This window comes from Hymenobacter canadensis (assembly GCF_027359925.1).
GTDB lineage: Bacteria > Bacteroidota > Bacteroidia > Cytophagales > Hymenobacteraceae > Hymenobacter > Hymenobacter canadensis.
In genome coordinates this window covers 1,140,795-1,166,375 of the sequence record NZ_CP114767.1, presented here as the reverse complement: position 1 = coordinate 1,166,375, position 25,581 = coordinate 1,140,795, and the positions used below count along the sequence as shown (strand labels likewise).

Here is a 25,581-nt window from a genome sequence, read left to right as displayed (position 1 = left end):
CTGCTGCTGCCGGCGGCGCTCCTGCTGCACCCTAACCACTGCCGGATATCTGCGTTCAAGGACTCCAGCCGCGCTTTCCGCTACGCATGACTTCTCGCTACGCCCTGCCTTTTCTTTTGCTGACGACCGTTGGCTGTGCCCGCCACACGTTTTTCCAACCCGATGCCCGCCTGGCAACCGCCCCGCTCCAGCCCGGGGCCGACAGCGCCCAGGTAACGGCCGGCCGGCACTATCAGCGCGGGGCAATCGGGCGGGTATTTCTGGGCCACCACCATCGTGCGGCCTGGGTACAGCCCGTGATGCTGCCCGTGTTTGATCCGGCCACGACTATTGCCGGCGGGCTGCGCGGCGGTAAGGTGGGCGGCGGCTTCCAGACCATCAGCATGACGGTGGTGGGGGCTGATGGCCGCGGCTACGCCCTGCGCTCCGTGGACAAAGACCCTTACCGGACGCTGCCTAAAGTACTGCGCCAGGGGTTTATCCTGAACCTAGTGCGGGATGCCACGGCCGCCGGCCACCCCTACGGCGCCTTTGTGGTGCCGCCGCTGGCTGAAGCGGCGGGCCTGCACCATACCAACCCGCGGGCCTATTATGTGCGCAACGACGAAACCGGGCTGGGCGCTGCCTCGGAGCGCTACCGGGGCCGAGTGGTGCTGCTGGAGGAAAAGCTGGAAGGCCGGCCGAACATAGCGGGCCGCCTGCCGGGTGCCACCGAGCTGGAGGAAAGCGACAATATGCTGGCCGAGCGTTACCAGTCGCCGAAGCACCGCATTGACGAAGCCACCTTCCTGCGCGCCCGCCTACTCGACCTCTGGCTCGGCGACTGGGACCGGCACGAAGGCCAATGGACCTGGGCCGCCTACCCGCAGGCGGATGGCCACACCCGCTGGGAACCGGTGCCCCAGGACCGCGACCAGGTATTTTTTCGGTTTGATGACGGCCTCATTTCCTGGCTGGCCAGCAAAGCGGTGGCGAAGTTCCGCACCTTCGGGCCGCGCTACCAGAGCATCGAGGGCTACACCCGCAACTCCCGCTACATCGACGAGCACGTGCTGACGGAGCTGGACCGTGCGGCCTACGTGCGCACGGCCCAGGACCTGCAGCGCCGCCTGACGGATGCAGTTATTGAGCAGGCTGTGCGCCAGGGCCTGCCCCGCGAGGTGTATGCGCAGGAAGGCCCCCAAATGGTAGCCGCCCTGCGCGCCCGCCGCGACCAGCTGCCACAGGCCGCCGCCGACTACTACGCCCTGCGCGCCGACGAAGTGCTGGTGGCCGGCACCGACGCCGATGAGCGGTTTGTAGTGGAACGCCTCACTGACACGACCACCGTGGTGTCGGTATACGAAATAGACCCGCCTGCCAAACGGGCCGACTCGCTGCTATACCGCCGCGTGTTCAACCCGGCCGATACCCGCCAGGTGCTGCTGCACGGCCTCAGGGGCGACGACGTGTTTGAGTTGCGCGGCTCCGTGCGCCGCAGTCCGCTCATCAGCATCTACGGCGGCCCCGACGAGGACCGGGTGCGCGACGCCTCCCGCGTAGCCGGCCTGCGCCGCAAAACCCGCTTCTACGACACCAGCCGCAACAACGACTTCGAACCCGCCCCGGAGCTCAAGGACAAAACCTCCCACGGCGTCGAAAGCCACGCCTTCGACCGGGACGGCTCGGGCCGGTAAGGTCAATTAAAAAGTAGGCCTCAAAAATTGGCCGTTCAAGAACCCCGGTATGTAGTTCCTGAACGGCCAATTTTTGAGGCCTACTTTTTTTACTTCCCTTTTCCCTCCAGCTCCGCCAGCATATCCAGCACCATGTGCTCCGTAGGGGTCAGCAGGTCATTTTCGGTGGGGTCGGCATCGTGGCGGCGCAGGTAGTCGATGAGCTTATCAGAGTTGAACAGCTCCATCACCTGCGGGTGGATGTAGTACTTGGAGCACACCGTAGGCGTATTCCCCAGGTCGTGGGCCACGTCCTTGAGGGCGCGCTTCAGCGTTTTGGGTTTCGGGAAGTCGGGCTCCTCATCCAGCACCCGCTCTAGGCACTCCACCATTTTCACGGTGCCGCCCCAGGTGCGGAAGTCCTTGGCTGAGAGCTTGAGGCCCGTTACTTGCTGCAGATACTCGTTCACGTCGCCCGATTCCAGCTCCTGCCGGTGGCCGTCGGGGGTGTAGTACTGGAACAGATGCTGGCCCGGAATTTCCTTGCACTTCTGCACCAGCTTGGCCAGCTTACGGTCGTGCAGCGTGAGGTCGTGGGCCACGCCTTTCTTGCCCACAAACGCAAACCGCACGTCGGCCCCGCTCACCTGCACGTGCTTGTCGCGGAGGGTGGTGAGGCCGTAGGTTTTGTTTTTCTCAGCGTACTCGCGGTTGCCGACCCGGATAAACGACTTGTCCATCAGCATCAGTACCAGGGCCATCACCTTGGGCTTGTCCAGCGTGGGCCGGGCCAGGTCTTTGTGCATCTGGGCGCGCAGCTCGGCCAGCTTCTCGCCGAAGGCGCGCAGGCGGCTGAACTTGGTGAGGCTGCGGGCCTGGTCCCAGGCCGGGTGGTAGAGGTACTGCTTGCGGCCCTTGGCGTCGCGGCCCGTAACCTGCAGGTGCGTGTTGGCCGAGGGCGAAATCCAGACTTCCGTCCAGGCCGGCGGAATCACGAAGCCCTGGATGCGAGTCAGCACTTTTTCGTCGCTGATTTTCTCGCCCGCTACGGTGTGGTAGCTGAAGTTGCCGGCGCGGGTGGCTTTGCGTGTCAGGCCCGGCTTGGTATCGGTGAAGTAGCGCAGGCCGGCCAGCTCAGCCTGCCGGGCGGGGTCTTTGTAGAGCTCATGGGCCTCCTGCAGCGGCGGCAGGTGCTTTTTCTTGGTTTTGGGGCGGGCAGTGGTAGCAGACATAAACAGGCCGAATAAAAGCCCGGCCAAAACAGCGCGGGCAGGCTGCGTGTACGCAAAGCAGCCGGGAAAGGTGAGGCCTTCTTCCACCCAAATACTGCCTTGGGTCAACTGGCAGAGACAGTTTTTTTTCGCCTGATCTGCAACTGGATGCAGCCGGGTTACCTGGCGCAGCCAACACACGCAGAGCCGAAACGTACCGGCTTGTAAGATTCTGGCACCGTTTTTTCTTTCGGCAGCCCAGACCCTATTTTTTCCTTCCCTGCATACCCTGCCCCCAATGCTACACCTACTGCGTAAACCCTGGCTTCTATTTTCCCTGGCCGCTACTCTCGGCGGCACGGCCGCCTGCTCCTCCGACGGCGGCGACGGCGTGCTGCTGTTTTCGGTGGAAGACGACAAAACCCTGGGCCAGCAGGTAGCCGACCAGACCGACTCCACCTACCGCGCCAAAGGCCAGCTGCTGGAGCGCAACACCCGCAACGCCCGCGCCTACCAACTGCTCGATGGCGTCGTGAATAAGGTCTTGAACTCGGGCGAGGTGCGCTACCGCAACGAGTTTCCCTGGGACGTCAAGATCATCAAGGACGATGCCGTGCAGAACGCCTTTGCCACGCCCGGCGGCCATATTTACGTGTATTCGGGCCTGATCAAGTTTCTGGATAACGAAAGCGAGCTGGCTGGTATTCTGGGCCACGAAATAGCCCACGCCGACCGCCGCCATACGTCCAAGCAGCTGCAGCAGCAGTACGGCATTAGCCTGATGCTGAGCTTGCTGGTCGGCGACAATCCCAACCAGCTGGTGCAGATTGCCACCGGCCTCGGCCAGCTCAAGTTCAGCCGCAACGACGAGACTGAGGCCGACCAGTACTCGGTCGTCTACCTCAACAAAACCCAGTACGCCTGCGACGGCGCAGCGGGCTTCTTCATCAAGGCCGAAAGCCAGAACCAGAATGGCAACCCGCCCGCCTTCCTAAGTACGCACCCCGCCCCTGCTACCCGCATTCAGGAAATCCAAACCAAAGCCGACCAGCTGAACTGCCGCACCCGCACGGTATCGAACAGCAACTTTGAGGAGCTGAAGCGGATTATTTAACCTAGCCCCAAACCCTAGGCTTAACGGAAAGCCGGCCGCGTATGCGGCCGGCTTTTTTGTGGCTATAGGCCCTGAAAAAGCATTTTAAAGCATCAATTCGGGTGATATGCGCGTACTTGCCTGCATGTCCCTGCTCAACCATCTCGGCAACCTGGCCGAACGCGCTGATTCTCTGCTAACCCGCACCCGGGCCCGGCTAGGTTTGCTGCATCCGCTGCAGCTCATTCCCTACCGCAGCTACGGCACGCCCACCCGCCTCTACGTGAAGGGCCGCCTGCTCACCGACAAGGGCATTACGGAGCCCGACGCCACCGACTCGCGCCTGCACAACCTGCTGAACATGTACCGCCGCTTCGACAGCAACGAAATCAGCGGCGCGCAGCTACTCGTGCAGCCCGCCGATGGCTCGCAGCACCCGGTCGTGACAGATGAAGAAGGTTATTTCACGCTGAACCTGGAGCCCACGAGCCTGCCTGAGCCGATAGATTTCCTCTGGTACCCGGTGGAAGTACTGCTGCAGCAGGCGCCGCACCCATATACCGCCACCGACCTACGGGCCATGGCGCCGGTGCTCATCCCACCGCCCGACGCCGAGTACGGCATCATCTCCGACCTCGACGACACCGTTATCCAGACCTCGGCCACCAATTTACTGCGCATGGCGCGCACGGTGCTGGTGCGCAATGCCCGCTCCCGCCTCCCCTTCAAGGGCGTAGCCGAGTTCTACCGGCAGCTGCAGCTGGGCCGCAACGGCAAGCGCAACAACCCGTTTTTCTACGTCAGCAGTTCGCCCTGGAATCTGTATGATCTGCTGGAGGACTTCCTGCAGCTCAACGACATTCCGCCCGGCCCGCTGTTGCTGCGCGACGCCGCGCTGGCCGGCAAAAAGTCCGGGGAAGCCTCGTCGCACCACGGCCACAAGCTCAAGGAAATCGACAACCTGCTGCTCACCTATCCCACCCTGCCGTTCATCCTCATCGGCGACTCGGGCCAAGAAGACGCCAACATCTACCGCGAGGTAGTGCGCCGCCACCCCGGCCGCGTACTGGCCATCTACATCCGCGACGTGAACCTGCCGGAGCGCGCCACCCTCGTGGAGCGCGTAACCGAAGATCTACGCGACGACAAAGTAGAAATGCTGCTGGTGCAGGATACCGTGCAGGCCGCCGAACACGCCGCCAAAGCCGGCTTTATCTTGCACGAAGCCATTCCGGCCGTGGAGCAGGAAAAGCAAAAAGACGAAGCCGCTGACACCGAAGACGACCTCGACGGCGAAGGAGATGGCAAGCCGGTGATGCAGTAATTCCCTGTCATTGCGAGCAGAGCGAAGCTAATCCTTGCTCTCTGTGAGACAAGCCACCCTAAGCAGAAAGCCCTCCGGCGTTAGTGTACTACACTATTGCCGGAGGACTTGTCTGTAAGGAAAGTTTTCAGCAGATAGAGGAAGGATTGACGCCGCTTGATGCGCGGAATGTTCTTCGTCCTCGCAATGACAAAAGGCACCCTAACTCGAATGATCGGCCACAATCACCCATTGGCCGTTCAGGCGGCGCAGCACCAGCAGGTAGTGGCCCTGCAGGTCGCCGGCGGTTGGGCGGGCCAGGTGCCAGCGGCCGACCACCTGCGCCGTTTCCGGGGTTAGGGGCGTGATGCGCAGGCCGTTGAAGCGGAGCTGGCCCATGGCTTCCGGGCTGGGGTAGCTGCGGCGGTAGTTGTCGAGGGTGCGCTGCCAGCCGTAGGTGAGGCCGCTTTTGCCGATAAACACCAGCGAATCGTTCTGCCAGTAACCCTGCATGAATCCCGCCACGTCGCCGCGGTTCCAGGCGGCGGTTTGGGTAGTCAGCAGCCGCTCGATGGACCGGCGCGTTTCGGCCGGTGCCTCCGGCGGCCCCGTCGGGGGAGTAGGGCGGCTGGCAGAACAGGCCAGCAGAAAGCCCAGCGGCAAGACAGCAAATGGTTTCATACAGCAAGAGTAACGCAGGTATATCAGAAGGCCCTAAGGTGCAAACTACCGGCGAATTAGCCGCCGCGTTGGGCAAGAGTTAGTCCAGCAGCTCGCGCACGTAGGTCGTGCCGCCCAGGCGGCGCATGTTGCGCACCACGCGGCGCTGCTTGGCGCGGGCCTGCGGGCCGGGGTTGCTGGCCCGGAACCGGAGCGGATTGGGCAGCACGCCGGCCAGCAGCGCGGCTTCTTGGCGGTTGAGGCGGCTGGCGGGCTTGCGGAAGTAGCGTTGCGAGGCGGCCTCCACCCCAAACGTACAGTCACCCATTTCCGCCACGCTCAAATACATTTCCATGATGCGGCGCTTGTCCCAGAGCAGCTCAATGAGCACCGTAAAGTAGGCTTCCGCCGCCTTACGGATGTAGCTGCGGCCGTGCCACAGAAACACGTTTTTGGCCACCTGCTGCGTGATGGTGCTGCCGCCGCGCAGCTGCTTGCCGCCCCCGAAGTTGTATTTGGCCGCTTTCCACAGCGCATTGCCGTCGAAGCCGTGGTGCAGCAGGAAGCGCTGGTCTTCGGCCGCAATGAGGGCCAGTGGCACTTCCGCCGACACCTCGTCGAGGTTCTTAAAATGGTACTTGATGCTCCGGTCGTCTTCCTGGATGCCGTAGTAGCCCAGGCCCACGGGGGCGTGGGCGCGGCGGTCCAGCATCAGCCAGGTAGCCGGCGGCGCCACCCACCGGTAGATGAGCACCCAGGCAATGGATGCCAGAAACAAGGCCACTGTCACTTGTAGGGCCACCTGCCGGGCTTGCCGCCACACGTTGCTATAATCCGTTGTCACTGCCGGAGACGAGTAAAAATCTGCTGGGGTTATTGCTGCCTAAATGGCCTTAGCACTCGTAAAAGTAGTGTTTTCAGGACCACCGGCCGGCATGGTGCCGGTTTTCGGCTACCTTTTCGCTGTTCCTTTGTTTACAAGCCATGTCGCGTCTGCTAGCCCTCTTTCCACTTAACCTAGTCGTTTTTCCCGGTGAAAAACTCAATCTGCACATCTTCGAGCCGCGCTACCGCCAGCTGGTGCGCGACTGCCTGAGCGAAGGCATCACCTTCGGCATCCCGCCCTACCGCAACGAGGCCGTGAGCATGCTGGGCACCGAAATGCAGCTGATCGGGGTCGAGAAAAGCTACGACAGCGGGGAGCTGGATATCCGCACCCGCGCCATCGGGCTGTTTCGGGTGGAGGAGTTCTACCGGCAGGCGCCGGGCAAGCTCTACGCTGGCGGCCTGGTAGACGACGTACCGGACGACAAAACTGCCGACGTGCTGCTGCAGGCGCGTATCACGGCGCACGTAGAGCAGCTGTACGACGTGCTGGGGCTGCGCAAGCTGATGCAGGAGCTGCCGGCCGACTACCGCGTGTATGACATTGCGCATCACCTGGGTTTGAATACCGAGCAGGAATTCCAGCTGCTGGAGGCCGAAACCGAAACTGAGCGCCAGGAACTGGTGCTAGAGCATCTGGAGCACATTCTGCCCGTGCTGCTGGAGACTGAGCGCCTCAAGGAACGGGTGCGTCTCAACGGCCACTTCAAGAACCTGACCCCACCGAATTTCTGAGTTATTGCTCCAGCCTCGGTCCATTGTCCGAACGATATGGCCGCCAGAACACGTATAGCAAGTAGCGTTTTATCGGTGTGCCTGTGACTTCTCCTTCGACCTTGTTTTTTTATTTGCTGGCGGGGCTGGCGGCGGCCCTCACGGCCTGGCTGCTGGGGCGCTACCGGCAGGAGCGGCAGTACCGGCGGCGCCCATACGTGGCGCCCGCTCACAACGACTGGCAGCTACACCAGCCCGATCCGGCGGTTTTGCGGCTGCACCGCGTGGCCCTGCTCGGCGACCCCGGCGCCGTGGCCACCGATGGCACCGACAACCTGCTGCGGCTGCTACAGCACTGGCAGCAGGAAACCGGCCCGGCCGGCACCGTCGTCATCCTCGGCGACAATGTGTACCCTACCGGCCTGCCCGCGCCAGAGCACGCCGGCCGTGCCGCCGCCGAAAAGCGCCTGAATGCACTGCTGGACGTGCTGCGGCCGTTTCCCGGAAACGTAGTGTTTCTGAGCGGCAACCACGACTGGAACAAAGGCCGCCCCGACGGCTACGAGTACCTGCTGCGCCAGGAAGCTTACATCCGCGAGCAGCTGCCTACGGCGCAGTATCTGCCGGTGGGTGGCACGCCCGGTCCCGTGGCGTTGCAGCTGGCGGATGGCGTGCTGCTGCTAGTGCTCAATACGCAATGGTGGGTGCAGCAGGGCCCGCGCCCAGCCTCCGACACCAAGGCGCCTTTCCGGCAGCTGGAGCAGCTACTAACCCAGAATCAGCACCAGCGGATTGTGGTGGCGGGGCACCATCCGCTGTATTCCAATGCGTTGCACGGGGGTAAGTTCACGGCCAAGCAGCACGTGTTTCCGCTGACTACGGTCCATAAGCGGGCCTACGTGCCGCTGCCGTTCATTGGCTCTTTGCTGCCGCTGTACCGCAAGCTGGTGGGCGCCGCCGAGGACATGGCCCACCCCCGCTACCGCAAAATGCGCCGCCGCCTGCTGCGCGTGCTGCACCAGCACCCGCACCTCGTATACGCCGCCGGCCACGACCATAACCTGCAGTATTTCGAGCAGCACGGCAGTCACTACCTGGTGAGCGGCGCGGGCAGCAAGACGGCTTTCGTGCAGAAAGGCGGGCAGGCCACCTTCGTGCACGAACACAAGGGCTTTTTCAGCCTCGACTATTATGCCAACGGTGAAACGTGGCTGCGCACCCTGGAGCCCGATGCGGCTGGTGCGCCGCTGCCCGAGGTGTTTCGCCAGCGCCTCTACCCCGGCCCCGTGGTGGCGGCACCGCTGGTCCGGACGTTGGGGGTAGCAGTGCCAGCCGAGCTATAGCACCGCCGATTCCGGTACCAGCACGCGCAGGCTGCGCGGCCGGATTTTCACCTCAATGGGCGTAGTCAGCTGGCAGGGCTCCCCGTCTATCTGGCACAGCACCTGCGTAGCGCCCGGCACTCTGATGCGCACCTGCCGGCCGCGTAGCCGCCGCGTGTACTCCGAGGCATCGAACCCGGCCGTGTAGAGGTTGTAAAGGATGCCTGGGGCGGCCGTACCGGGAAAGGGCTCAATCAGGCACACCTCAAACTCCCCGTCGTCGAGGTGGCTGTCAGGGTTGATGATGACGTTGCTGCCGAAGGTGCGGGCATTGGCAATTGTGAGCATAAACGCCGGGCCTTCCCACTGTTCATGCTCGGTTTCCACTTGGTACGTGGCCGGGGCATAGCTCAGGTACTCCTGCGTGGCAATGCGCACGTACGCCCCCGGTCCCCGCGTGTCACCTTGGTCGAAGCGCTCCACAATGAGGGCGTTAAAGCCCAGATCGGCCAAGTGCGCCGCAAACCGACCATTGATCTGCAAAGTGTCGATGGCATGAATCTGGTGCTGCCAGGTCAGCTTCAGCGCCTCCCGCGGGTCCTGCGGAATCCCCAGGTCCTTCGACAGGCCGTTGCCGGAGCCCAGCGGCAGAATCCCCAACGGCACCAGCCCATTGAGCAGGGCTTCGGCAACCAGACTTACGGTGCCGTCGCCGCCGGCCGCAAATACCGCGTCGTAGGCGTGCTGCTGCAGGTGGTGCCGCAGGTTTTTCAGGTCGTTTTGGCCGGTGGTATGGTAGAAACGGGCCTTGCGGCCGCGCTCCGTACAATAGGCCGTGATGGAGCTTTCCAACTCCACCTTGCTGATATCCCCCGATACGGGGTTTAGCACGAACAGCAGGTTGCGCAGCGGTGCGGGAATGGAAGCGGCCATGACGAAGGAAAGCGTGGAGGAAAGGCGAAGATACGGGCCTTATAAGCGGGTAAAAGAGAAGAGGCCGACCGTTTGGCCGGCCTCTTCTGGCAGTACTTTGTTGGCAATCGGTGCCGCTACGGCTTCAAGCCCGCCGGTACGCCCTGCGGGTACTCAGTAGCAATGGCCTGCTCCAGCTCGCCGATCCGGTTGCCGGGGTTAGGGTGTGTGCTCAGGAACTCGGGCTGGCCACCGCCGCCGCCGGCTTTCTCCAGAATCTGCATCACCTGAATCATGGCGCGGGGGTCGTAGCCGGCCTGCGTGGTGTAGTTGACCGCCAGACGGTCAGACTCCAGCTCGTCCTCACGGCCGAAACGCAGCGTCATCAATTTGCCCACCATAGCTGCGGCCGCCGAGCCCGCTGCCGTAGCCGGCCGGTCAGGGTCGTACATGCCGATGGCAGCAGCTCCACTCAGCCCCTGCGTCAGCTGCGACTTAGCAATCTGCTCGGCCGAATGACGGCCTACCACGTGGCCCACCTCATGCGCCAGCACGCCAGCTACCTGGCCCTCAGAGCTCAGGTTTTTCAAAAGGCCGGCCGTGATGAATATCTGGCCGCCGGGCAGCGCAAAGGCATTGATGGTGTTTTCATCGGCCAACAGATGAAACTGAAATTTGTAGGGGCTCTGGCTGGCTTTGGTGCTCCGGATAATGTCCTGCCCGATCTGCTCGACACGGGCACTGGCTTGGCGGTCGGGGTGCAGGCCGCCGTATTGCTGGGCCATTTCGGGGGCGGCCTGGAGGCCGAGGGCAATTTCCTGCTCGGCCGTCATGTCTACGTGCTGTACTTCGCCTGTTACCTCATTCACAGAGCGTTTACAGTAGTAGGTCAGCAGCGTTACCCCGGCCATGAGCAGGGCAATAATGTAGCGAAGATTTCCTCTCATGAGTGTAGTTGGTTAGAAGGGAATGGAAGGGAGCGAAAGCAGGGATAGGCCGTTCTGACGGCTGTTTTGGCTTGTAACGGGCCGTGGCAGGCAGGGTTGCCTGCCCGATATACCCAAAACGCCGACTTCGCCGTATGTGTCCCCATCCGGCCTGCCGGTCACTCTCCCTTCTCTCCTTCCACTCCAACTTTCCATCTCATGAACCAGAAACGCACATTCGGCTCCATTCTTACCATATTGGGCATCGTCGGCATCATCTATGGCGCGCTGGGCTTCCTGCACATGGCCGGCGTCTCGCTAAGCAAAGTCAATTCCATCGTGCCTTTCGCGGTGGGTCTGATTTTCTTCTTCGCCGGCATCAACCTGGTAAAAGCCACCGGCGACCGGGCCTAACCCAACTCGCACAACTATAAAGCAAAAGGCCCGCCTGAATCCAGGCGAGCCTTTTCTTGTAAATCAATTAGGCAGAACTAGGCGCCGGGCAGGCCGCGCCACTGCGCGAAAGCCGTCAGGGCGGGGTCGAGCTGCAACCATGTCGAGGCGTAGGAGGCGCTGCTGGGCCCGTGCGCATACACCACGGACCCGTTGCGGATTGCCCGAATGATGGTGGGCGCCTGCGCTACTGGCAGCGCCGGACAGCCCTGACTGCGGCCCAGGCGCCCATGCTGCCGCACAAACTGCTCGCTCACGTAGTCGGCGCCGTGTACTACTACGGCCCGGCTCGCAGCATTGGTATTGTGGCGGGCATCCTGGCCGTGCAGCTTCAGCGAAAGGCCGTGCTTGCCCTGGTAGGTTTGGCCCGTTACGTAGAAGCCCAGGCTGCTCATTTCCGAGCCTTCGACGTTAGAGAAACGCTGGGCCATGTTGTCGCCGGTGTTTTTGCCGTGAGCCACCAAGGTATGGAACAGCACCTTTTGCTGTTTCAGATCAATTACCCACAGCCGCTTCTGCGTGCTGGGCAACGAAAAGTCGATGATGGTGATAACGGGCTGGCTGGCGACGCCGCTCCGGTGCAGGCTGTAGTAGCCAAGCAGCGCCTCCCGATAAACATTCGGGGAAAGGCCATAGTTGGTAAGCCGGGCTTCCGCGTAGCTGCTCATCGTGTATTGCTCGAAAGCCGCCAGATACTGCACCCGCAGCGCACGGCTGCTGATATTGCCGGTAGGCTCGGAATCGGGGCGGGAACCCGCCACTGGTGAAGATGCAAAAAGGCTGGCGGCAAGAAGTAGCGTGGCTACGGCAGTCGGTGCAAAGGTCATCGGCTGAACGGGCGAAACAGGGCGAAAAAGCAGGCGAATGTTCTGGACCCGGGTCCGGGTTTACAAAAATAGTATTTTAGCGCATTCAATCCTGCTGCCGTCAACCCTTTTTAACAGGCACTCAGTTCCGTACCTCCCAACTATGTCCTTCCGCCGGTTTGCCTACACCCTCATTTTCATGCCACTTCTCGCGGCGTGCAGCCCCGCAGTTCCAGAGCTGCCTGGCTTCGATGCGGCCGTGTGGCGACGCGACACCTACGGCTGCCAGGACCTGCGCCCGGCGCAGCTAAAAGGCCTGCTACAAAGTAAAGAGCAGCTATATGGCCTCCGCACTGCCACCATAGAAAAGCTTCTCGGTCGTCCCGATGAAGAAGAGCTGGCCGAGCAAACCGAGAAAATCTACAACTACTACCTGGAATCGGGCCCGCACTGCCTGCCCACGCACCAGCGTTCAGGAGCCAACAAGCTCAGTATCCGGTTTGGGCCAATTGGTACCGTAACTGAGGTACTGACGGCTCGCCCGAACAATCCCTAAATATAAATTATCCTCTATTTACTTTACTTATTAGTTCGCAATTCCTTCAGCTCCGGCCTTCAGTATCCCGTTCAGCAGTGCACTCGCGCTATGTCGCTGGGCTTAAACCAAAAGCGGCATCCCCGAATGGAGATGCCGCTTTTCAGTTGAATAAGGAATTGTGCCAGCAGGCTGCTAGCCCAGGCCACCCTCCTGAGGGTCAGCTTTCGGCGGAACGCTGTCTTGCTGCTGCTCGGCGCGGTAGAGGCTTAGCTGTGACGGGGTCAGAATGCGGCTGCATTCGTCTTCGTACTGGGCTTCCAGCTCGCCTAGCTTGGCCCGCTGCTGGGCGATGTCATCTTTGTACTGCCAGCTGATTTCGTCCATGCGCGTGAGCTTGATCTGGTTGACGGCGCGCAAACGGATGAACTGGGCTTCGTTCAGGTGTAGCGTGTTGGACATCTGGCGGGTCATTTCCTCTACACGAGCCGCCGACGGGTCCCCGATGCCCGGCAACTCAGCATGGCGGTCCTGTTTCTGCGCAGCGGCGCTGCTGGCCAGGCCGGCAAACAGCAACAGAGTAAAGGCGGCAGATTTCATAACAAAGGCAAAAAACGGTAGGTGTCAGGAAGTGAAGACAGGCAAATAGGCAACAATGCGGCAGGATAATTAGATTCTATTGTTACTATATTTAATGCAAATATATGTTAGCATAATTACAATATCAATTTTTCCGGTTATTTTTTCATTTCTGCTTTTGGGACAACCCGCTTCTTTCCTGGAAAGTGCCAGTTACCAGTAAAAAAATACGGTATAGGGTAAAATAAGAAGAGGCCGGCTCCTTCCGGAGCCGGCCTCTGCACAGGTTTTTTTGCCGTTATTCAATTCCCTCAATAGGCTTATGATCAGGGCTTTTAAAGTACTGCATGGCTATCAGCGAGATGATGACGCCAACCATGGCGCCCTGCAGCAGGATGGCCAGAAACGCAATCAGCGCCGACAGCTCCAGCCCAAACAGGTCGCGGGCATGAATCTGGTCCATGATATCGGGCCGCAGGGCGGTGACCCCAATAAAGAAGAAGCCGAACACCAGCGACGACACCGCCGCCGTGATGATACCGGTGCCGAAACCCTGCAGGTAAGGCATTCGGTCGTGTTTGTAGCGCTTGAAGTTGGAAATGGCTAAGCAGACTCCGACGGCCATGATGGCGAAGTTGAGGAAGCTGAACTCAATCCGGCTGGTGAGGTCCAGGAAGGAGGCCACCACAAAATAGAGCATCATACCAATCGACGTGAAAAGACCGTAGCGGACGCCGTTGGTTTCGGGAGTTATGCGGGAGTCGTTCATGTAGCGAAATGGTTAAAGGTTGGAAGAGAAAACCCAGACGACTAGCGGAACCGGAACAGATATAACTACTGTTTGTCAATGGGCTGGCCCTAGCCCCGCTCCTTCTTCTATACCGTTCTGCGGCCGTGTTGTTGCGTAGAGGGCATAAATTTGTCTTTTTGACTGATTGTTTTGCCAAGCTTCGCTGGTTGCGTCAGGCTTGGGTGCGGAGGCGCGGGGCATTTTCTGTATTTTTGCGGGCCAGCGGGCCGGTTGTGCCTCGCATTGCCTGATTTTTCGTCCTTTCTTTTTCTATGATTAGCACCTCCAATGTCAGCCTGCGCTATGGTAAGCGTGTGCTGTTTGAAGACGTTACCATCAAGTTCATGCCTGGCAACGTGTACGGCCTCATCGGCGCCAACGGCGCGGGCAAGTCCACGTTCCTGAAGATTCTGGCCGGCGACATTGAGGCCAACACGGGCTCGGTGATGATGCCGGCCGGCTCGCGCCTATCGGTGCTGCGCCAGGACCAGTTTGCGTATGATGCGCAGGCCGTGCTCCAGACCGTGATTATGGGCCACCACCGCCTCTGGAAGGTGATGGAAGAGAAGGATGCGCTCTATGCCAAAGCAGACTTCTCGGACGCCGACGGCGAGCGGGCCGCGGCATTGGAAGGCGAGTTTGCCGACCTCGAAGGCTGGAACGCCGAGTATGAGGCCGCCGAGCTGCTTTCCGGCCTGGGCATCGGGGAGGACAAGCACAACACCCTGATGGGCGATTTGGGCGGCTCCGACAAAGTGCGGGTGCTGCTGGCCCAGGCCCTGTTTGGCAACCCCGACGTGCTGCTGCTCGACGAACCCACCAACGGTCTCGACGCCGAAACCGTGCTGTGGCTGGAGAACTTCCTCGACTCGTTCCAGAACACGGTGATTGTGGTGAGCCACGACCGTCACTTCCTCGACGCGGTGTGTAACTATATGGCTGACCTCGACTTCTCGAAAATCACCATGTATCCTGGCAACTACTCGTTCTGGTACGAGAGCAGCCAGCTGGTTTTGCGCCAGCGCCAGGATATCAACAAGAAGACGGAGGACAAGCGCAAGGAGCTGGAAGAGTTTGTGCGCCGCTTTTCGGCCAACGCCTCCAAGAGCAAGCAGGCTACCTCGCGCCAGAAGCTGCTGCAAAAGCTGACGTTGGAAGAAATCAAGCCCAGTTCGCGCAAGTACCCCTACATTGCCTTCAAGCCCGAGCGCGAAGCCGGCAACCAGTTGCTGACCATAGAAAACCTAAGCAAGTCGGTAGACGGGCAGGTGGTGTTCCGCAACGCCAGCTTCTCGCTGGACAAGAAGGATAAGGTGGCCATCGTCAGCCGCGACGACCGGGCGCCTTCGCTACTGTTCGACATTCTGTTCGAGCAGATCCGGCCTGATACCGGCGACTTCAAGTGGGGCACTACCATCACGCCGAGCTACTTCCCCAAGGAAAACTCCGAATTCTTCGACACCGATCTGAACCTGGTGGACTGGCTGCGCCAGTACAGCACCGAAAAGGACGAATCGTTCATCCGGGGCTTTTTGGGCCGCATGCTGTTCTCGGGCGAGGAGTCGCAGAAGAAGAGCAACGTGCTGAGCGGGGGCGAGAAAGTGCGCTGCATGCTCTCCAAAATGATGATGGAATCGGGCAATGTACTGGTTCTGGATGACCCGACGAACCATCTGGACCTGGAAAGCATTACGGCTCTGAACAACAGCCTGCGCGACTACCAGGGCACGCTGCTGTTCGTATCGCACGATTTGCAGTTCATCGAAACCATTGCCAACCGTATCATTGAGCTCACGCCCGACGGCATCATCGACCGGCGCATGAACTACGAAGAATACCTGGCCGATGAGCAGATCAAGGCTTTGCGCCAGCGCAAATATCAACTCGTATCCTAATAGCGTTACCTTCCGGTATGAACGTTTCTTTCCGTTTTCTGCTTGCCGCGGCCCTCACCACGGGGGCCGGGCTGGCGCTGGCCCCCACCGCCTCCGCCCAGCGCACCGACAGCACTTCTACCGTGAAGCCGCAGCTGAACACGGCCCCGCCCGGTACGGCGCCCCGCCCATCCACGCCGGCCCCGCGCCCGCAGGAGCAGGCGGTGCCCGTACCGGCGCCGGCGCCTACCAACGCCCCACTGCCCGCCCAGCAGCCCTCGTCGGATAGCCCGTCGGGGTTGGATTTTCCGGCCGGCAGCCGCGCCAGCGAGCAGCCGAAGCCGTTGCGCAGGTATTTCCTGTACTCCAACTTTGGCTTGGGCTACAGCAGCAACCCCTACAGCGGCGGGCAGTTCAGTGCCAGTCTGAGCCCTTCCATCGGCTACCGGGTAAACGAGAAGCTATCTGTGGGTCCGGGCATCAGCTACGCCTACAACAACATCTCCTTTCCCCAGGATTTCCAGGCCGTGGGGCTGCCCAGCAACATTAGCTTGCACAGCATTGGCATAAAGGCCTTTTTGCAATACAAGCTGTTCGACCAGTTCTTCTTCCACGCCGAATACGAGGTGACCAAAGCCCAGAGCTATGACATCTACCAGACTGGCGCGCAACAGCTTGAAATCGTGAAAACCAACCGCACGATGAAAACGCCCCTGGCCGGCGCTGGCTACCGCAGCCAGATCAGCGACCGGATAGCGGCCGACATTGTGCTGCTGTACAACTTCAATAACGGCTACGACACGCAGGGTTACCCCCTGTCGCCGTATGGGCAGCCGGTTATTCGGTTCAGCTTTCTGTACGACCTAAAATAGCCACTGGCTTTCCGTAGCTGAAGCACCAACAAAAAAGGGCCTCCCAACTTAATGGGAGGCCCTTTTAAGGTTTTCAGACTATCGTTCAACCTACCAGCGGTAGGCTGCGCGTAGCTAGACTACGCGGCCGCCGCGAATAACGCGCAGCAGGATGGCGATGATGGCGATAACCAGCAGAATGTGAATCAGGTTGTTGCCAGCCATGCCGGTGCCCAGAACGCCGAAGAAGCCCAGTGCCCAGATGAGAATGAGGATTACGGCGATGATGTACAGCAAATTGCCCATGATGATTGGATTGAGTTGGTGGAGAGAGTTTGGAAGTTTTTTCGACCTGTAATGCAGTAGGGATGCAGTAGCAGGCTGATTTGCGGATTTGTACGCGGGGGTTATCAAAAGGATATAATCTTGTTAGAAAAATCCGAAACCGCTATTACTGATATCATCAAAAACCCGCCTACTGACCCGGAAAGGGCATTTTACCAGCGCAAACTTTTTAGCGTTCCGTCTGTTAATGCACCGCCCTGGCCGCTCCGCGCCGCCGTTTCGATTGGACCAGGCGCGTTTTTCAGAGTAGCTTTGCAGCTGGCAGGCACTACGGCCTCCCCCCGCTCCTTTCCCACCCTTTCCTTCCTGTTTAGTATGATCAACGTCGCCGTTATTGGCTCGGGCACCATGGGCAATGGCATTGCTCACGTATTCGCTCAGCACGGTTTCCCGGTTGCCCTCATCGACATCAGCCAGCCGGCCCTCGATAAAGCCTTGGGCACCATCGCCAAAAACCTGGACCGCCAGGTAGCCAAAGGCAGCCTCAGCGAAGAAGACAAAACGGCCACTGTCGGCCGCATCCGCACGTTCACGAGCATTGCCGAAGGTGTGCGCGACGTGCAGCTGGTGGTGGAAGCCGCCACCGAAAACGTCGACCTCAAACTCAACATTTTCCGGCAGCTCGACGAGCACGCACCGCAGGACGCCATTCTGGCCTCCAACACCTCCTCGATTTCCATCACCAAGATTGCGGCCGTCACGCAGCGGCCCGACAAAGTGATTGGCATGCACTTCATGAACCCGGTGCCGGTGATGAAGCTGGTGGAGGTTATCCGGGGCTACGCTACTTCCGACGAGGTGACGGCGCGCATCATGGACCTGTCGCGGCAGCTCAGCAAAACGCCGACCGAGGTAAACGACTACCCCGGCTTCGTGGCCAACCGCATCCTGATGCCCATGATCAATGAGGCCATCATCAGTCTGCACGAAGGCGTGGCGGGCGTAGAGGAAATTGACACGGTGATGAAGCTGGGCATGGCCCACCCCATGGGCCCGCTGCAGCTGGCCGACTTCATCGGGCTGGACGTGTGCTTGGCCATCATGCGCGTGCTGCACGACGGGCTGGGCAACCCCAAATACGCCCCGTGCCCGCTGTTGGTGAACATGGTGATGGCCGGCCGCCTCGGCGTGAAATCGGGCGAGGGCTTCTACAGCTGGGGCCACGGCACCAAGGACCTGGTAGTGGCCGAGCGCTTCCGCAAGTAGATCTGCCACGCGGCCGCCTTGGAACTAGCTCCCGAACTGCCCCTCAGTTACCTGAGGGGCAGTTTTGCTTTCAAGCCGCGGCGAGAAGGGCGGGCTCAGGCAGCAGCCCTTTATGGCCGACGGAAAACAAACTTTTTTGGCCGGAAAAAGCTTTTAAGCGTACGAAGCATTTAGCTGCCCCGTGCTTTGCGCCGGCAGCTTACGTGCATCTTCCTCTCTTAACTACGACAATAAACGAATGGAAAAGGCAACTTTCGGAGCCGGCTGTTTCTGGTGCGTCGAGGCCGTGTTTCAGGACCTCGAAGGCGTGGAAAAAGCAGTATCCGGTTATTCCAACGGGCGCATCGCCAACCCTACCTACCGCGAAGTATGCAGCGGGCTGACCGGCCACGCCGAAGTAATCCAGCTTACCTACGACCCGGCGGTTATCAGCTTCGAGCAGCTGCTGGAGATATTCTGGAAAACCCACGACCCTACCACCCTCAACCGCCAGGGCGCCGATGCCGGCACGCAGTACCGCTCCGGCGTGTACTACCACAACGACGAGCAGAAGCACCTCGCCGAGGAATACAAGCAGAAGCTCAACGAAGCTAAGGCCTTCGACCAGCCCATCGTGACGGAGATTGAGCCCCTCAAGAGCTTTTACCCGGCCGAAGACTACCACCAGAACTACTACAAGCAAAACGGCCGCGAGCCTTACTGCCAGTTTGTGGTGCGGCCCAAAGTAGACAAAGTGCGCGCCGTGTTCGGCGACATGCTACGCAAAGGCGCGCTGCAATAACCTGCATCCGGCCTTCAGCAAAACGCCCCGACTTACATGTGTAAGTCGGGGCGTTTTGCTGAAGGCCATCAAGCCAAGCCGCTGGCTTTAGCGGGCGCGGTTGATGGCAAATGGGCCGTTTTCTTGGCCCAGCAGGTAATACATGGCCACTTTGGCCACTTCGGCGCGGGTGGCAGGTGCCCCGGTATACTCCACTACACGGCCGTTTTTCATCATGATGAAGCCAGTCTGTTCGCCCGGAAAAGCGCCATCAGCGCCCACCTCGGGCACTGGCGTGAGGAATTTGTGCGCCGCAATCCGGATCGTGCTTTCGTCTTCAGGCAGCGTGAAGGTCGTGTCTTCCTGCCGGGGCTTGAAGCCGAACGTGGCCGAGTAGGAATAGTGCGGGTTGTGCACCCAGTCGCCGTTGAACACATAGTACTCATCGGTGCCGACGCGCAGAAACTCCCGCACCGAGCAGTTGATGGCGAAGCGTGGCGCCCGGCGGTCCTGCAGGTTTTCCAGGATCAGGCGGGTGCGCGTTGGGTCAGCTACGTCGGTGAGGGGCTGGGTGAGGCGGGCGGCCGTGGCTACCTCGCAGCCGGCATACAGGTTGAGCAGCTGCTGGCGCCACTCGTTGAGGCCGCCCAGCTGGCGCGTATCGCCCACGTTGAGCTCGGGCAGGTTGTAGGTGTAGGGGCCCGTCACGGCCACGCCGTTGGCCAGGCCGGCAAACCACTCCACCAGGTAGCAGGGCTGCACGGCCCCATCTACCCACGGCAGATCCATGTTGAAAACCACTTTAGTCTGCACCTCGGCGGCGGGCTTATCGTACTCGGCAGCAATGTAATTCCGGATTTCATCGCGGGCTTCCGCCGCCGATACCGGCCCAGATTTCGTGTTCATTCGTTGTGGGGAAGTGTGGGATGGTAGAGGAATGTCTGTCATTCTGAGCTTGCGAAGGATCTTATACTGCTAGGCTTACTCCCGGTCAATCATCGTTCAGACATGACAGGATCCTTCGCAAGCTCAGGATGACAGTTCCGTAAATAACGCTTAAACCGCCACGTTGTGCTCGCGCAGCGCGTCGTTGAGGCTGGTTTTGAGGTCGGTGCTGGGCTTGCGCTGCCCGATGATGAGGGCGCAGGGCACCTGGTAGTCGCCGGCGGCGAAATGCTTGGTGTAGGAACCCGGAATGACCACCGAGCGGGCCGGCACCATGCCTTTGTACTCGACAGGCTCCGGGCCCGTCACGTCGATAATTTTAGTGCTGCCGGTGATGGTCACGCCCGCCCCGATTACGGCCTCCCGGCCCACAAAGCAGCCCTCTACCAGAATGCTGCGCGAACCCACAAAGGCGCCGTCCTCGATGATAACTGGCGCGGCCTGCACCGGCTCCAGCACCCCGCCGATGCCCACACCGCCGCTCAGGTGCACGCCTGCGCCAATCTGCGCGCAGGAGCCGACCGTGGCCCAGGTGTCGACCATCGTACCCTCGCCTACCCACGCGCCAATGTTCACGTAGCTGGGCATCAGGATAACGCCGGGGGCCAGATAGGAGCCGTAGCGCGCTACGGCGGGCGGCACTACCCGCACGCCCTGCTGCTCGTAGTTGGTTTTGAGGCGCATTTTGTCGCGAAACTCAAACGGGCCTACTTCGATGGTTTCCATCTGGCGGATGGGGAAATACAGGATGACGGCTTTCTTCACCCAGTCGTTCACCAGCCAGCCGCCTTCCTGGTCGGCGGCGGGCTGCGCCACCCGCAAGCGGCCCTTATCCAACTCCTCGATAACGTGCTGGATGGCTTCGGTGGTAGTGGCATTCGTGAGCAGGCTCCGGTCGTTCCAGGCTGCTTCGATGGTTTGCTGCAGGTCGGTCATTCTTACTGAAGTGTTGAGTTATTGGATTGCTGGATGGGCAAATGGCCATGTCGTTGGGCAAGCAGGCAGAGCGCTTAACAAAGCCGCCAGCCACCAAACAATACTGCCCTTGCTAAACCATTCACCTACAAACTTACCATCTTCGCTGCCACAATGCCGCATCCGTTGCCTCCAACCGTCATTTTACTGGCCTCGGTACTCAAGCCCCTGGACGATACCCGCATGTTCGGGAAGTTCGGGCGCACCCTGGCCGGCCGGCCGGACACGGTGGTGCACGTAGCGGGCCGCGAGGCGCCACGCCCGGCCAGCGCCCCGGCTAACCTTCACACCCATAAGCTTTTGCGCGGCACCCGCCTGAGCCTGGACCGGCTGCGGGCCCAGGTACGGTACTGGCAGCTGCTGCGGCAGCTACAGCCCCAACTGGTGGTGGTGCACGCCCCGGAGCTGCTCCCGCTCACGCTGCTCTGGCAGGCACTGGGCCGCCGCCGCCACTTTCTCTACGACGTACGCGAAAACTACGCCCTCAACATCCGCACCCAGCGCGTGTACTCGGCCTGGCTGCGTGGGCTGCTGGCCGGGGCTGTGCGGGCCCTGGAAACCGTAGCGGCCCGCCGCGCCGCCCGCGTGCTACTGGCCGAGCGCAGCTACGCCGCCGAGCTGCCCTTTGCCCGGCCCGAACACACGGTGGTGCTGGAAAATAAGTACCAGCCCCAACCCGGCGAAAACCTATCAGCCCAGGCCCGCCTGTTGCCGGAACTCGGCCAGCCACTGCGGCTGCTCTACTCGGGCACCATTTCTGAGCTGAACGGCGTGTTTGAGGCGGTGGAATTTGCCCAGCGCCTGCGCCAGCACTGGCCGGGCATGCAGCTTACCATCATCGGGTTTTGCCAGCAGCCGGCCGTGCTGGCCCGCCTGCGTGCGTTGGTGGCCGCGCAGCCAGGCCTCGTGCTGGTCGGCGGCGACGAGCCGGTGCCGCACGCCCGTATCGTGGCCGAAATCCGGCGCAGCCACCTGGGGTTGCTGCCCTACCGGCCGCACCCCAGCTCGGCGCACTGCATTCCTACCAAGCTCTACGAGTATCTGGCGCACGGCCTGCCCCTGCTGCTGCCGCCCAACCCCTTGTGGCAGCAGGTGGCCGCCCCGCACGAGGCCGCAGTAGTCGTTGACTTTGCCGCTGTTTCCGAAGAATTGGCAGCGGAAATCAGCAACCGCCAATTTTACCCGAATGGCCCGCCCGCCGCCGCCCTGTGGGCTTCCGAGGCCATAAAATTAGGCGCAGTGGTGGATTCTATTCGGTAACTGCCGACCTTTGCCGGCCGTTAGAGAGCGGACAGCCTTCTTTTTCTTACTTTCGGCACCTCCTGCCCCGTTTCTCTGCCTAATTCCCTTCCTCATGTCTACTCTCCGACATTCTGAAATTGCCGGCGTCGGCCACTACGTACCCGAGCGGGTCGTAACCAATGCCGAACTCACCGAACTCATGGAAACCACCGACGAGTGGATTCAGGAACGCACCGGCATTCGGGAGCGCCGCTGGTTTGAGGAAGGCAAAGACACCACGGCCAACATGGGCGCCAACGCGGCCCGCAAGGCCCTGGAAATGGCCGGCCTCACGCCCGACGATGTGCAGATGATTGTGTTTGCCACTCTGTCGCCGGACTACTTTTTCCCAGGCTCGGGCGTGCTGCTGCAGCGCGAGCTAGGCATCGTGGCCCCCATTCCGGCCTTCGACGTGCGCAACCAGTGCTCCGGCTTCGTGTACGCCCTGAGCATGGCCGACCAGTTTATCAAAACCGGCATGTACGATACGGTACTGGTAGTGGGCTCCGAGATTCACTCCTCGGGCCTCGATATTACCACCCGCGGCCGGGGCGTGTCGGTTATTTTCGGGGATGGCGCCGGCGCGGTAGTAATGCGGCCCAGCACCCGCGAGGGCCACGGCATTCTCAGCACCCACCTGCACTCCCAAGGCGAGCACGCCGAGGAGCTGATTGTGAAGGAGCCCGGCTCCAACCGCAACAAACGCGTGGAATACGTCATGGCTAATGAGCTCGACATGTATCCCTACATGAACGGCCAGAACGTGTTCAAGCACGCCGTCGTGCGCTTCCCGCAGGTTATCCGCGAGGCCCTCGACGCCAACGGCTACGAGTCCAAGGACATCGACATGCTGATTCCGCACCAGGCCAACCTACGCATCACGCAGTACGTGCAGCAGAAAATGGGCCTCACCGACGACAAAATCTTCAGCAACATCCAGCGCTACGGCAACACCACCGCCGCCAGCGTGCCCATTGCGCTGAGCGAGGCCGTGCAGGAAGGCCGCATCAAGCGCGGCGACCTGGTGTGTCTGGCCGCCTTCGGCTCCGGCTTCACCTGGGCCTCGGCTCTGATTAAGTGGTAGCTTTTTTAGAGGTAAGACAATAGAAGTGAGAAGTGAGACTGGTGTACGGAGCGGCTGCTTCTGCCTAGTCTCACTTTTTTCTGTTTGATTTCCTTCTTCATTTAACTTCTCACTTCTCTATACTCACTTCTATTGCATGCCCAGCTTCACCGAGGAAAACTACCTGAAAGCCGTGTATAAGCTGGCGGAAGCAGCGCCGGGCTTCGATGTGAGCACCAATAGCATTGCCGAGGTGCTGCAGACCCGCCCGGCCTCCGTCACGGATATGCTGCGCCGCCTCGGCGAAAAGGGCCTGCTGCACTACCAGCGCTACAAGGGTGTGTCGCTCACGGCCGAGGGCCGGCAGCTGGCGCTGCTCACCATTCGCAAGCACCGGTTATGGGAAGTGTTTCTGGTGCAGAAGCTGGGCTTCAACTGGGATGAGGTGCACGAGGTAGCCGAACAGATGGAGCACATCGACTCCCCGCTGCTCGTGCGCCGCCTCGACGAGTTCCTGGGCTTCCCGCGCCTCGACCCGCACGGCGACCCTATCCCGACCGAAGACGGCGCCATGCTACGCCCCGCCCACCGCCTCGTGGCCGACCTGCTGCCCGGCGAGCAGGGCCCGGTGGTGGCCGTCAAGAATACGTCGGTGGCCTTCCTGCAGTATCTGGACAAGGCCGGCCTCAAGCTGGGCTCCTATATTGAAGTACTGGACAAAGTGGAGTTTGATAATTCTTTGGAAGTCAGAATAAACAACACAAATACCACCATGCTTTCTGCGGAGGTAAGCCGCAATCTTTTCGTAGCCGGCTAAGTTTCAAGTTGGTTGCCGACAGCCTGCCCGCCCCCGGATTTCTGCCCGGCGCGGGTTGCGTACCTTTGCGTCCGAACTAGCTCTTTTGCCCGTGGCCGTAGCCCATCCTCCCGCGCTTTCTGATACCATCATTGCCCTCTCGACTCCACCCGGTGCGGGGGCTATTGCCGTGTTGCGCCTCTCGGGCCCGGACGCTATTTCCCTCACCGACGGCGCCTTTGCCGGCAAGCGTCTGCGCGACCAGCCGGGCCACACGCTGCACTACGGCACCATCCGCGACGCCGACCGGATCCTGGACGAAGTGGTGGTATCGCTGTTCCGGGGCCCGCATTCCTACACCCGCGAGGATGTGGTGGAAATTAGCTGTCACGGCTCCGACTACATTGTGCAGGAAGTGCTGCGCCTCTTCACGCGGCGTGGCGCCCGGCTGGCCGAGGCCGGCGAGTTCACCAAACGCGCCTTCCTGCACGGTGCCTTCGACCTCGCCCAGGCCGAGGCCGTGGCCGACCTGATTGCCGCCGACTCCCAGCTCTCGCACCAGGTGGCCATGCAGCAGATGCGCGGCGGCTTCTCGCGGGAGTTGAAGGATCTGAGGGGCCGCCTCGTGCAGTTTGCCGCCCTGCTGGAGCTGGAGCTGGACTTCGGCGAAGAAGACGTGGAGTTTGCCGACCGCACCGGGCTGGTAGCGCTGCTCCAAGAAGTGCAGGCGCTGGTGCGCCGCCTGCTCCGCTCGTTTGAGCTCGGCAACGTCATCAAGAACGGCGTCACCACGGTTATTGCCGGGCGGCCCAATGCCGGCAAGAGCACGCTGCTCAACGCCCTGCTCAACGAGGAGCGCGCCATTGTATCGGCCATTGCCGGCACCACCCGCGACCTGATCGAAGATGAGGTCAGCATCGACGGCATCCGGTTCCGGTTTGTGGATACGGCCGGCCTGCGCACCACCACCGACGTGGTGGAATCCATGGGTGTCGAGCGCACAATGAAGCGGGTTCTGCAGGCTGCCTTGGTCGTATATCTATTTGATATTACGTCTACTACCCCTGATCAGCTTCAAGCAGAGATTCAAGCCCTTGGCTTGGCCCCGGGCGTGCCGGTGCTGGCCGTAGGCAACAAGCTCGATACCGCCTCAGACCCGGAGCTGGAGGCCTTCCAGGACCGCCCAGGTACCGTGCTCATTGCCGCCAGCCGCGGCGACGGCCTCGACGAGCTGCAACAGGCGCTGCTGCAGCTGGTGCGCGGCGAAGGCCTCGACCGGCTGGGCAGCAGCACCATCGTCACGAACCTGCGCCATGCCCGCAGCCTGGAGGCCGCCAATTCGGCGCTCAACGCCGTGCTGACGGGCCTGGCGACGGGCGCCGGCACCGAGCTGCTGGCCGCCGACCTGCGCCACGCCCTGGCGGCCCTGGGCGAAATCACCGGCGAAATTTCTTCCGACGATTTGCTGACCAGTATTTTCACCCAGTTCTGCATCGGTAAATAAGGCGGAGCCAGTATCTTGCAGGCGAATTTTCGCTGGCAGACACATTTAATCCGCATTAAATTGCAGGTTAGCGTGCTACCTGTACGGCCGGACTGCTTTTCTTTGCGGATACATTCATTCTCAAACAACCCAGGGGC

The 25,581-nt window shown here is 61.0% G+C and carries 26 protein-coding genes; 15 read left to right on the top strand and 11 right to left on the bottom strand.

Features of this window, described 5'->3' with window-relative positions; all coding sequences use genetic code 11:
* Positions 1-86: 86 nt before the first annotated feature.
* Positions 87-1,676: a hypothetical protein gene (locus O3303_RS05030; RefSeq protein WP_269560975.1), complete on the top strand. Its 1,590-nt coding sequence runs from the start codon at positions 87-89 to the stop codon at positions 1,674-1,676.
* Positions 1,677-1,765: 89 nt separating this feature from the next.
* Here O3303_RS05030 and O3303_RS05025 read toward each other — a convergent pair whose 3' ends face one another.
* A complete protein-coding gene (locus O3303_RS05025; protein WP_269560974.1) occupies positions 1,766-2,887 on the bottom strand; it encodes a DNA topoisomerase IB in 1,122 nt (373 codons plus the stop codon).
* A gap of 277 nt (positions 2,888-3,164) precedes the next feature.
* Here O3303_RS05025 and O3303_RS05020 point away from each other — a divergent pair, with 277 nt between their 5' ends.
* Together O3303_RS05020 and O3303_RS05015 are read left to right on the top strand one after the other, a co-directional pair.
* Complete coding sequence (locus tag O3303_RS05020; protein WP_269560973.1) at positions 3,165-3,980, top strand: M48 family metalloprotease; 816 nt, start codon at positions 3,165-3,167, stop codon at positions 3,978-3,980.
* A gap of 106 nt (positions 3,981-4,086) precedes the next feature.
* Positions 4,087-5,283, top strand: coding sequence for an App1 family protein phosphatidate phosphatase (locus O3303_RS05015; protein WP_269560972.1), 1,197 nt, complete (start codon positions 4,087-4,089; stop codon positions 5,281-5,283).
* 201 nt (positions 5,284-5,484) lie between these two features.
* Here the strand turns inward: O3303_RS05015 and O3303_RS05010 are convergent, their stop codons facing one another.
* Together O3303_RS05010 and mtgA are read right to left on the bottom strand one after the other, a co-directional pair.
* Positions 5,485-5,943: a YybH family protein gene (locus O3303_RS05010; protein ID WP_269560971.1), complete on the bottom strand. Its 459-nt coding sequence runs from the start codon at positions 5,941-5,943 to the stop codon at positions 5,485-5,487.
* 79 nt (positions 5,944-6,022) lie between these two features.
* Entirely contained in the window at positions 6,023-6,766 is a 744-nt protein-coding gene (mtgA, locus tag O3303_RS05005) for a monofunctional biosynthetic peptidoglycan transglycosylase (RefSeq protein WP_269560970.1), read from the bottom strand.
* Between the two features lie 140 nt (positions 6,767-6,906).
* On the opposite strand from mtgA, the gene O3303_RS05000 reads away from it, so the two are divergent.
* Positions 6,907-7,542: an LON peptidase substrate-binding domain-containing protein gene (locus O3303_RS05000; protein ID WP_269560969.1), complete on the top strand. Its 636-nt coding sequence runs from the start codon at positions 6,907-6,909 to the stop codon at positions 7,540-7,542.
* An 83-nt stretch (positions 7,543-7,625) separates the two neighbouring features.
* Complete coding sequence (locus O3303_RS04995) at positions 7,626-8,864, top strand: metallophosphoesterase (RefSeq protein WP_269560968.1); 1,239 nt, start codon at positions 7,626-7,628, stop codon at positions 8,862-8,864.
* Here O3303_RS04995 and O3303_RS04990 read toward each other — a convergent pair.
* Complete coding sequence (locus tag O3303_RS04990; RefSeq protein WP_269560967.1) at positions 8,859-9,776, bottom strand: diacylglycerol/lipid kinase family protein; 918 nt, start codon at positions 9,774-9,776, stop codon at positions 8,859-8,861. The genes O3303_RS04995 and O3303_RS04990 overlap by 6 nt on opposite strands.
* 116 nt (positions 9,777-9,892) lie before the next feature.
* On the bottom strand, positions 9,893-10,702 hold the full coding sequence (locus O3303_RS04985) for a M48 family metallopeptidase (RefSeq protein WP_269560966.1): 810 nt from the start codon (positions 10,700-10,702) through the stop codon (positions 9,893-9,895).
* Positions 10,703-10,900: 198 nt separating this feature from the next.
* Between O3303_RS04985 and O3303_RS04980 the strand changes: the two genes are divergently transcribed.
* Positions 10,901-11,095, top strand: coding sequence for a hypothetical protein (locus O3303_RS04980; protein ID WP_044017754.1), 195 nt, complete (start codon positions 10,901-10,903; stop codon positions 11,093-11,095).
* 77 nt (positions 11,096-11,172) lie between these two features.
* Here O3303_RS04980 and O3303_RS04975 read toward each other — a convergent pair whose 3' ends face one another.
* Positions 11,173-11,895: a murein L,D-transpeptidase catalytic domain family protein gene (locus O3303_RS04975; protein WP_269560965.1), complete on the bottom strand. Its 723-nt coding sequence runs from the start codon at positions 11,893-11,895 to the stop codon at positions 11,173-11,175.
* Positions 11,896-12,103: 208 nt separating this feature from the next.
* Here O3303_RS04975 and O3303_RS04970 point away from each other — a divergent pair, with 208 nt between their 5' ends.
* Positions 12,104-12,496 (top strand): hypothetical protein, encoded by a 393-nt coding sequence (locus O3303_RS04970; protein ID WP_269560964.1) that lies wholly within the window; start codon positions 12,104-12,106, stop codon positions 12,494-12,496.
* Positions 12,497-12,670: 174 nt separating this feature from the next.
* Here the strand turns inward: O3303_RS04970 and O3303_RS04965 are convergent, their stop codons facing one another.
* A complete protein-coding gene (locus tag O3303_RS04965; RefSeq protein WP_269560963.1) occupies positions 12,671-13,075 on the bottom strand; it encodes a DUF4890 domain-containing protein in 405 nt (134 codons plus the stop codon).
* A 277-nt stretch (positions 13,076-13,352) separates the two neighbouring features.
* Positions 13,353-13,823 (bottom strand): DUF4199 domain-containing protein, encoded by a 471-nt coding sequence (locus tag O3303_RS04960; RefSeq protein WP_269560962.1) that lies wholly within the window; start codon positions 13,821-13,823, stop codon positions 13,353-13,355.
* 293 nt (positions 13,824-14,116) lie between these two features.
* Here O3303_RS04960 and O3303_RS04955 point away from each other — a divergent pair, with 293 nt between their 5' ends.
* Together O3303_RS04955 and O3303_RS04950 are read left to right on the top strand one after the other, a co-directional pair.
* A complete protein-coding gene (locus O3303_RS04955) occupies positions 14,117-15,739 on the top strand; it encodes an ABC-F family ATP-binding cassette domain-containing protein (protein ID WP_269560961.1) in 1,623 nt (540 codons plus the stop codon).
* Between the two features lie 17 nt (positions 15,740-15,756).
* The gene (locus tag O3303_RS04950) at positions 15,757-16,590 is read left to right on the top strand and encodes a hypothetical protein (RefSeq protein ID WP_269560960.1); all 834 of its coding nucleotides are present in this window, start codon (positions 15,757-15,759) and stop codon (positions 16,588-16,590) included.
* A gap of 114 nt (positions 16,591-16,704) precedes the next feature.
* Here O3303_RS04950 and O3303_RS04945 read toward each other — a convergent pair whose 3' ends face one another.
* On the bottom strand, positions 16,705-16,875 hold the full coding sequence (locus tag O3303_RS04945; RefSeq protein WP_269560959.1) for a lmo0937 family membrane protein: 171 nt from the start codon (positions 16,873-16,875) through the stop codon (positions 16,705-16,707).
* A 354-nt stretch (positions 16,876-17,229) separates the two neighbouring features.
* Between O3303_RS04945 and O3303_RS04940 the strand changes: the two genes are divergently transcribed.
* Positions 17,230-18,120 (top strand): 3-hydroxybutyryl-CoA dehydrogenase, encoded by an 891-nt coding sequence (locus O3303_RS04940; protein WP_269560958.1) that lies wholly within the window; start codon positions 17,230-17,232, stop codon positions 18,118-18,120.
* A gap of 238 nt (positions 18,121-18,358) precedes the next feature.
* The gene (msrA, locus tag O3303_RS04935; protein WP_269560957.1) at positions 18,359-18,901 is read left to right on the top strand and encodes a peptide-methionine (S)-S-oxide reductase MsrA; all 543 of its coding nucleotides are present in this window, start codon (positions 18,359-18,361) and stop codon (positions 18,899-18,901) included.
* A gap of 87 nt (positions 18,902-18,988) precedes the next feature.
* On the opposite strand, the gene O3303_RS04930 is transcribed toward msrA, so the two are convergent.
* Positions 18,989-19,786, bottom strand: a complete 798-nt coding sequence (locus O3303_RS04930; RefSeq protein WP_269560956.1) for a hypothetical protein — start codon at positions 19,784-19,786, stop codon at positions 18,989-18,991.
* 150 nt (positions 19,787-19,936) lie between these two features.
* Positions 19,937-20,761, bottom strand: coding sequence for a 2,3,4,5-tetrahydropyridine-2,6-dicarboxylate N-succinyltransferase (locus tag O3303_RS04925; protein ID WP_269560955.1), 825 nt, complete (start codon positions 20,759-20,761; stop codon positions 19,937-19,939).
* Positions 20,762-20,914: 153 nt separating this feature from the next.
* Between O3303_RS04925 and O3303_RS04920 the strand changes: the two genes are divergently transcribed.
* The 4 genes from O3303_RS04920 to mnmE all read left to right on the top strand — a co-directional run bounded on the left by O3303_RS04920 (position 20,915) and on the right by mnmE (position 25,444).
* Entirely contained in the window at positions 20,915-22,060 is a 1,146-nt protein-coding gene (locus O3303_RS04920) for a glycosyltransferase family protein (protein WP_269560954.1), read from the top strand.
* A gap of 94 nt (positions 22,061-22,154) precedes the next feature.
* Entirely contained in the window at positions 22,155-23,165 is a 1,011-nt protein-coding gene (locus tag O3303_RS04915; protein WP_269560953.1) for a 3-oxoacyl-ACP synthase III family protein, read from the top strand.
* Positions 23,166-23,301: 136 nt separating this feature from the next.
* Complete coding sequence (locus O3303_RS04910) at positions 23,302-23,961, top strand: metal-dependent transcriptional regulator (RefSeq protein ID WP_269560952.1); 660 nt, start codon at positions 23,302-23,304, stop codon at positions 23,959-23,961.
* Positions 23,962-24,052: 91 nt separating this feature from the next.
* Complete coding sequence (mnmE, locus tag O3303_RS04905; RefSeq protein ID WP_269560951.1) at positions 24,053-25,444, top strand: tRNA uridine-5-carboxymethylaminomethyl(34) synthesis GTPase MnmE; 1,392 nt, start codon at positions 24,053-24,055, stop codon at positions 25,442-25,444.
* Positions 25,445-25,581 lie beyond the last annotated feature (137 nt).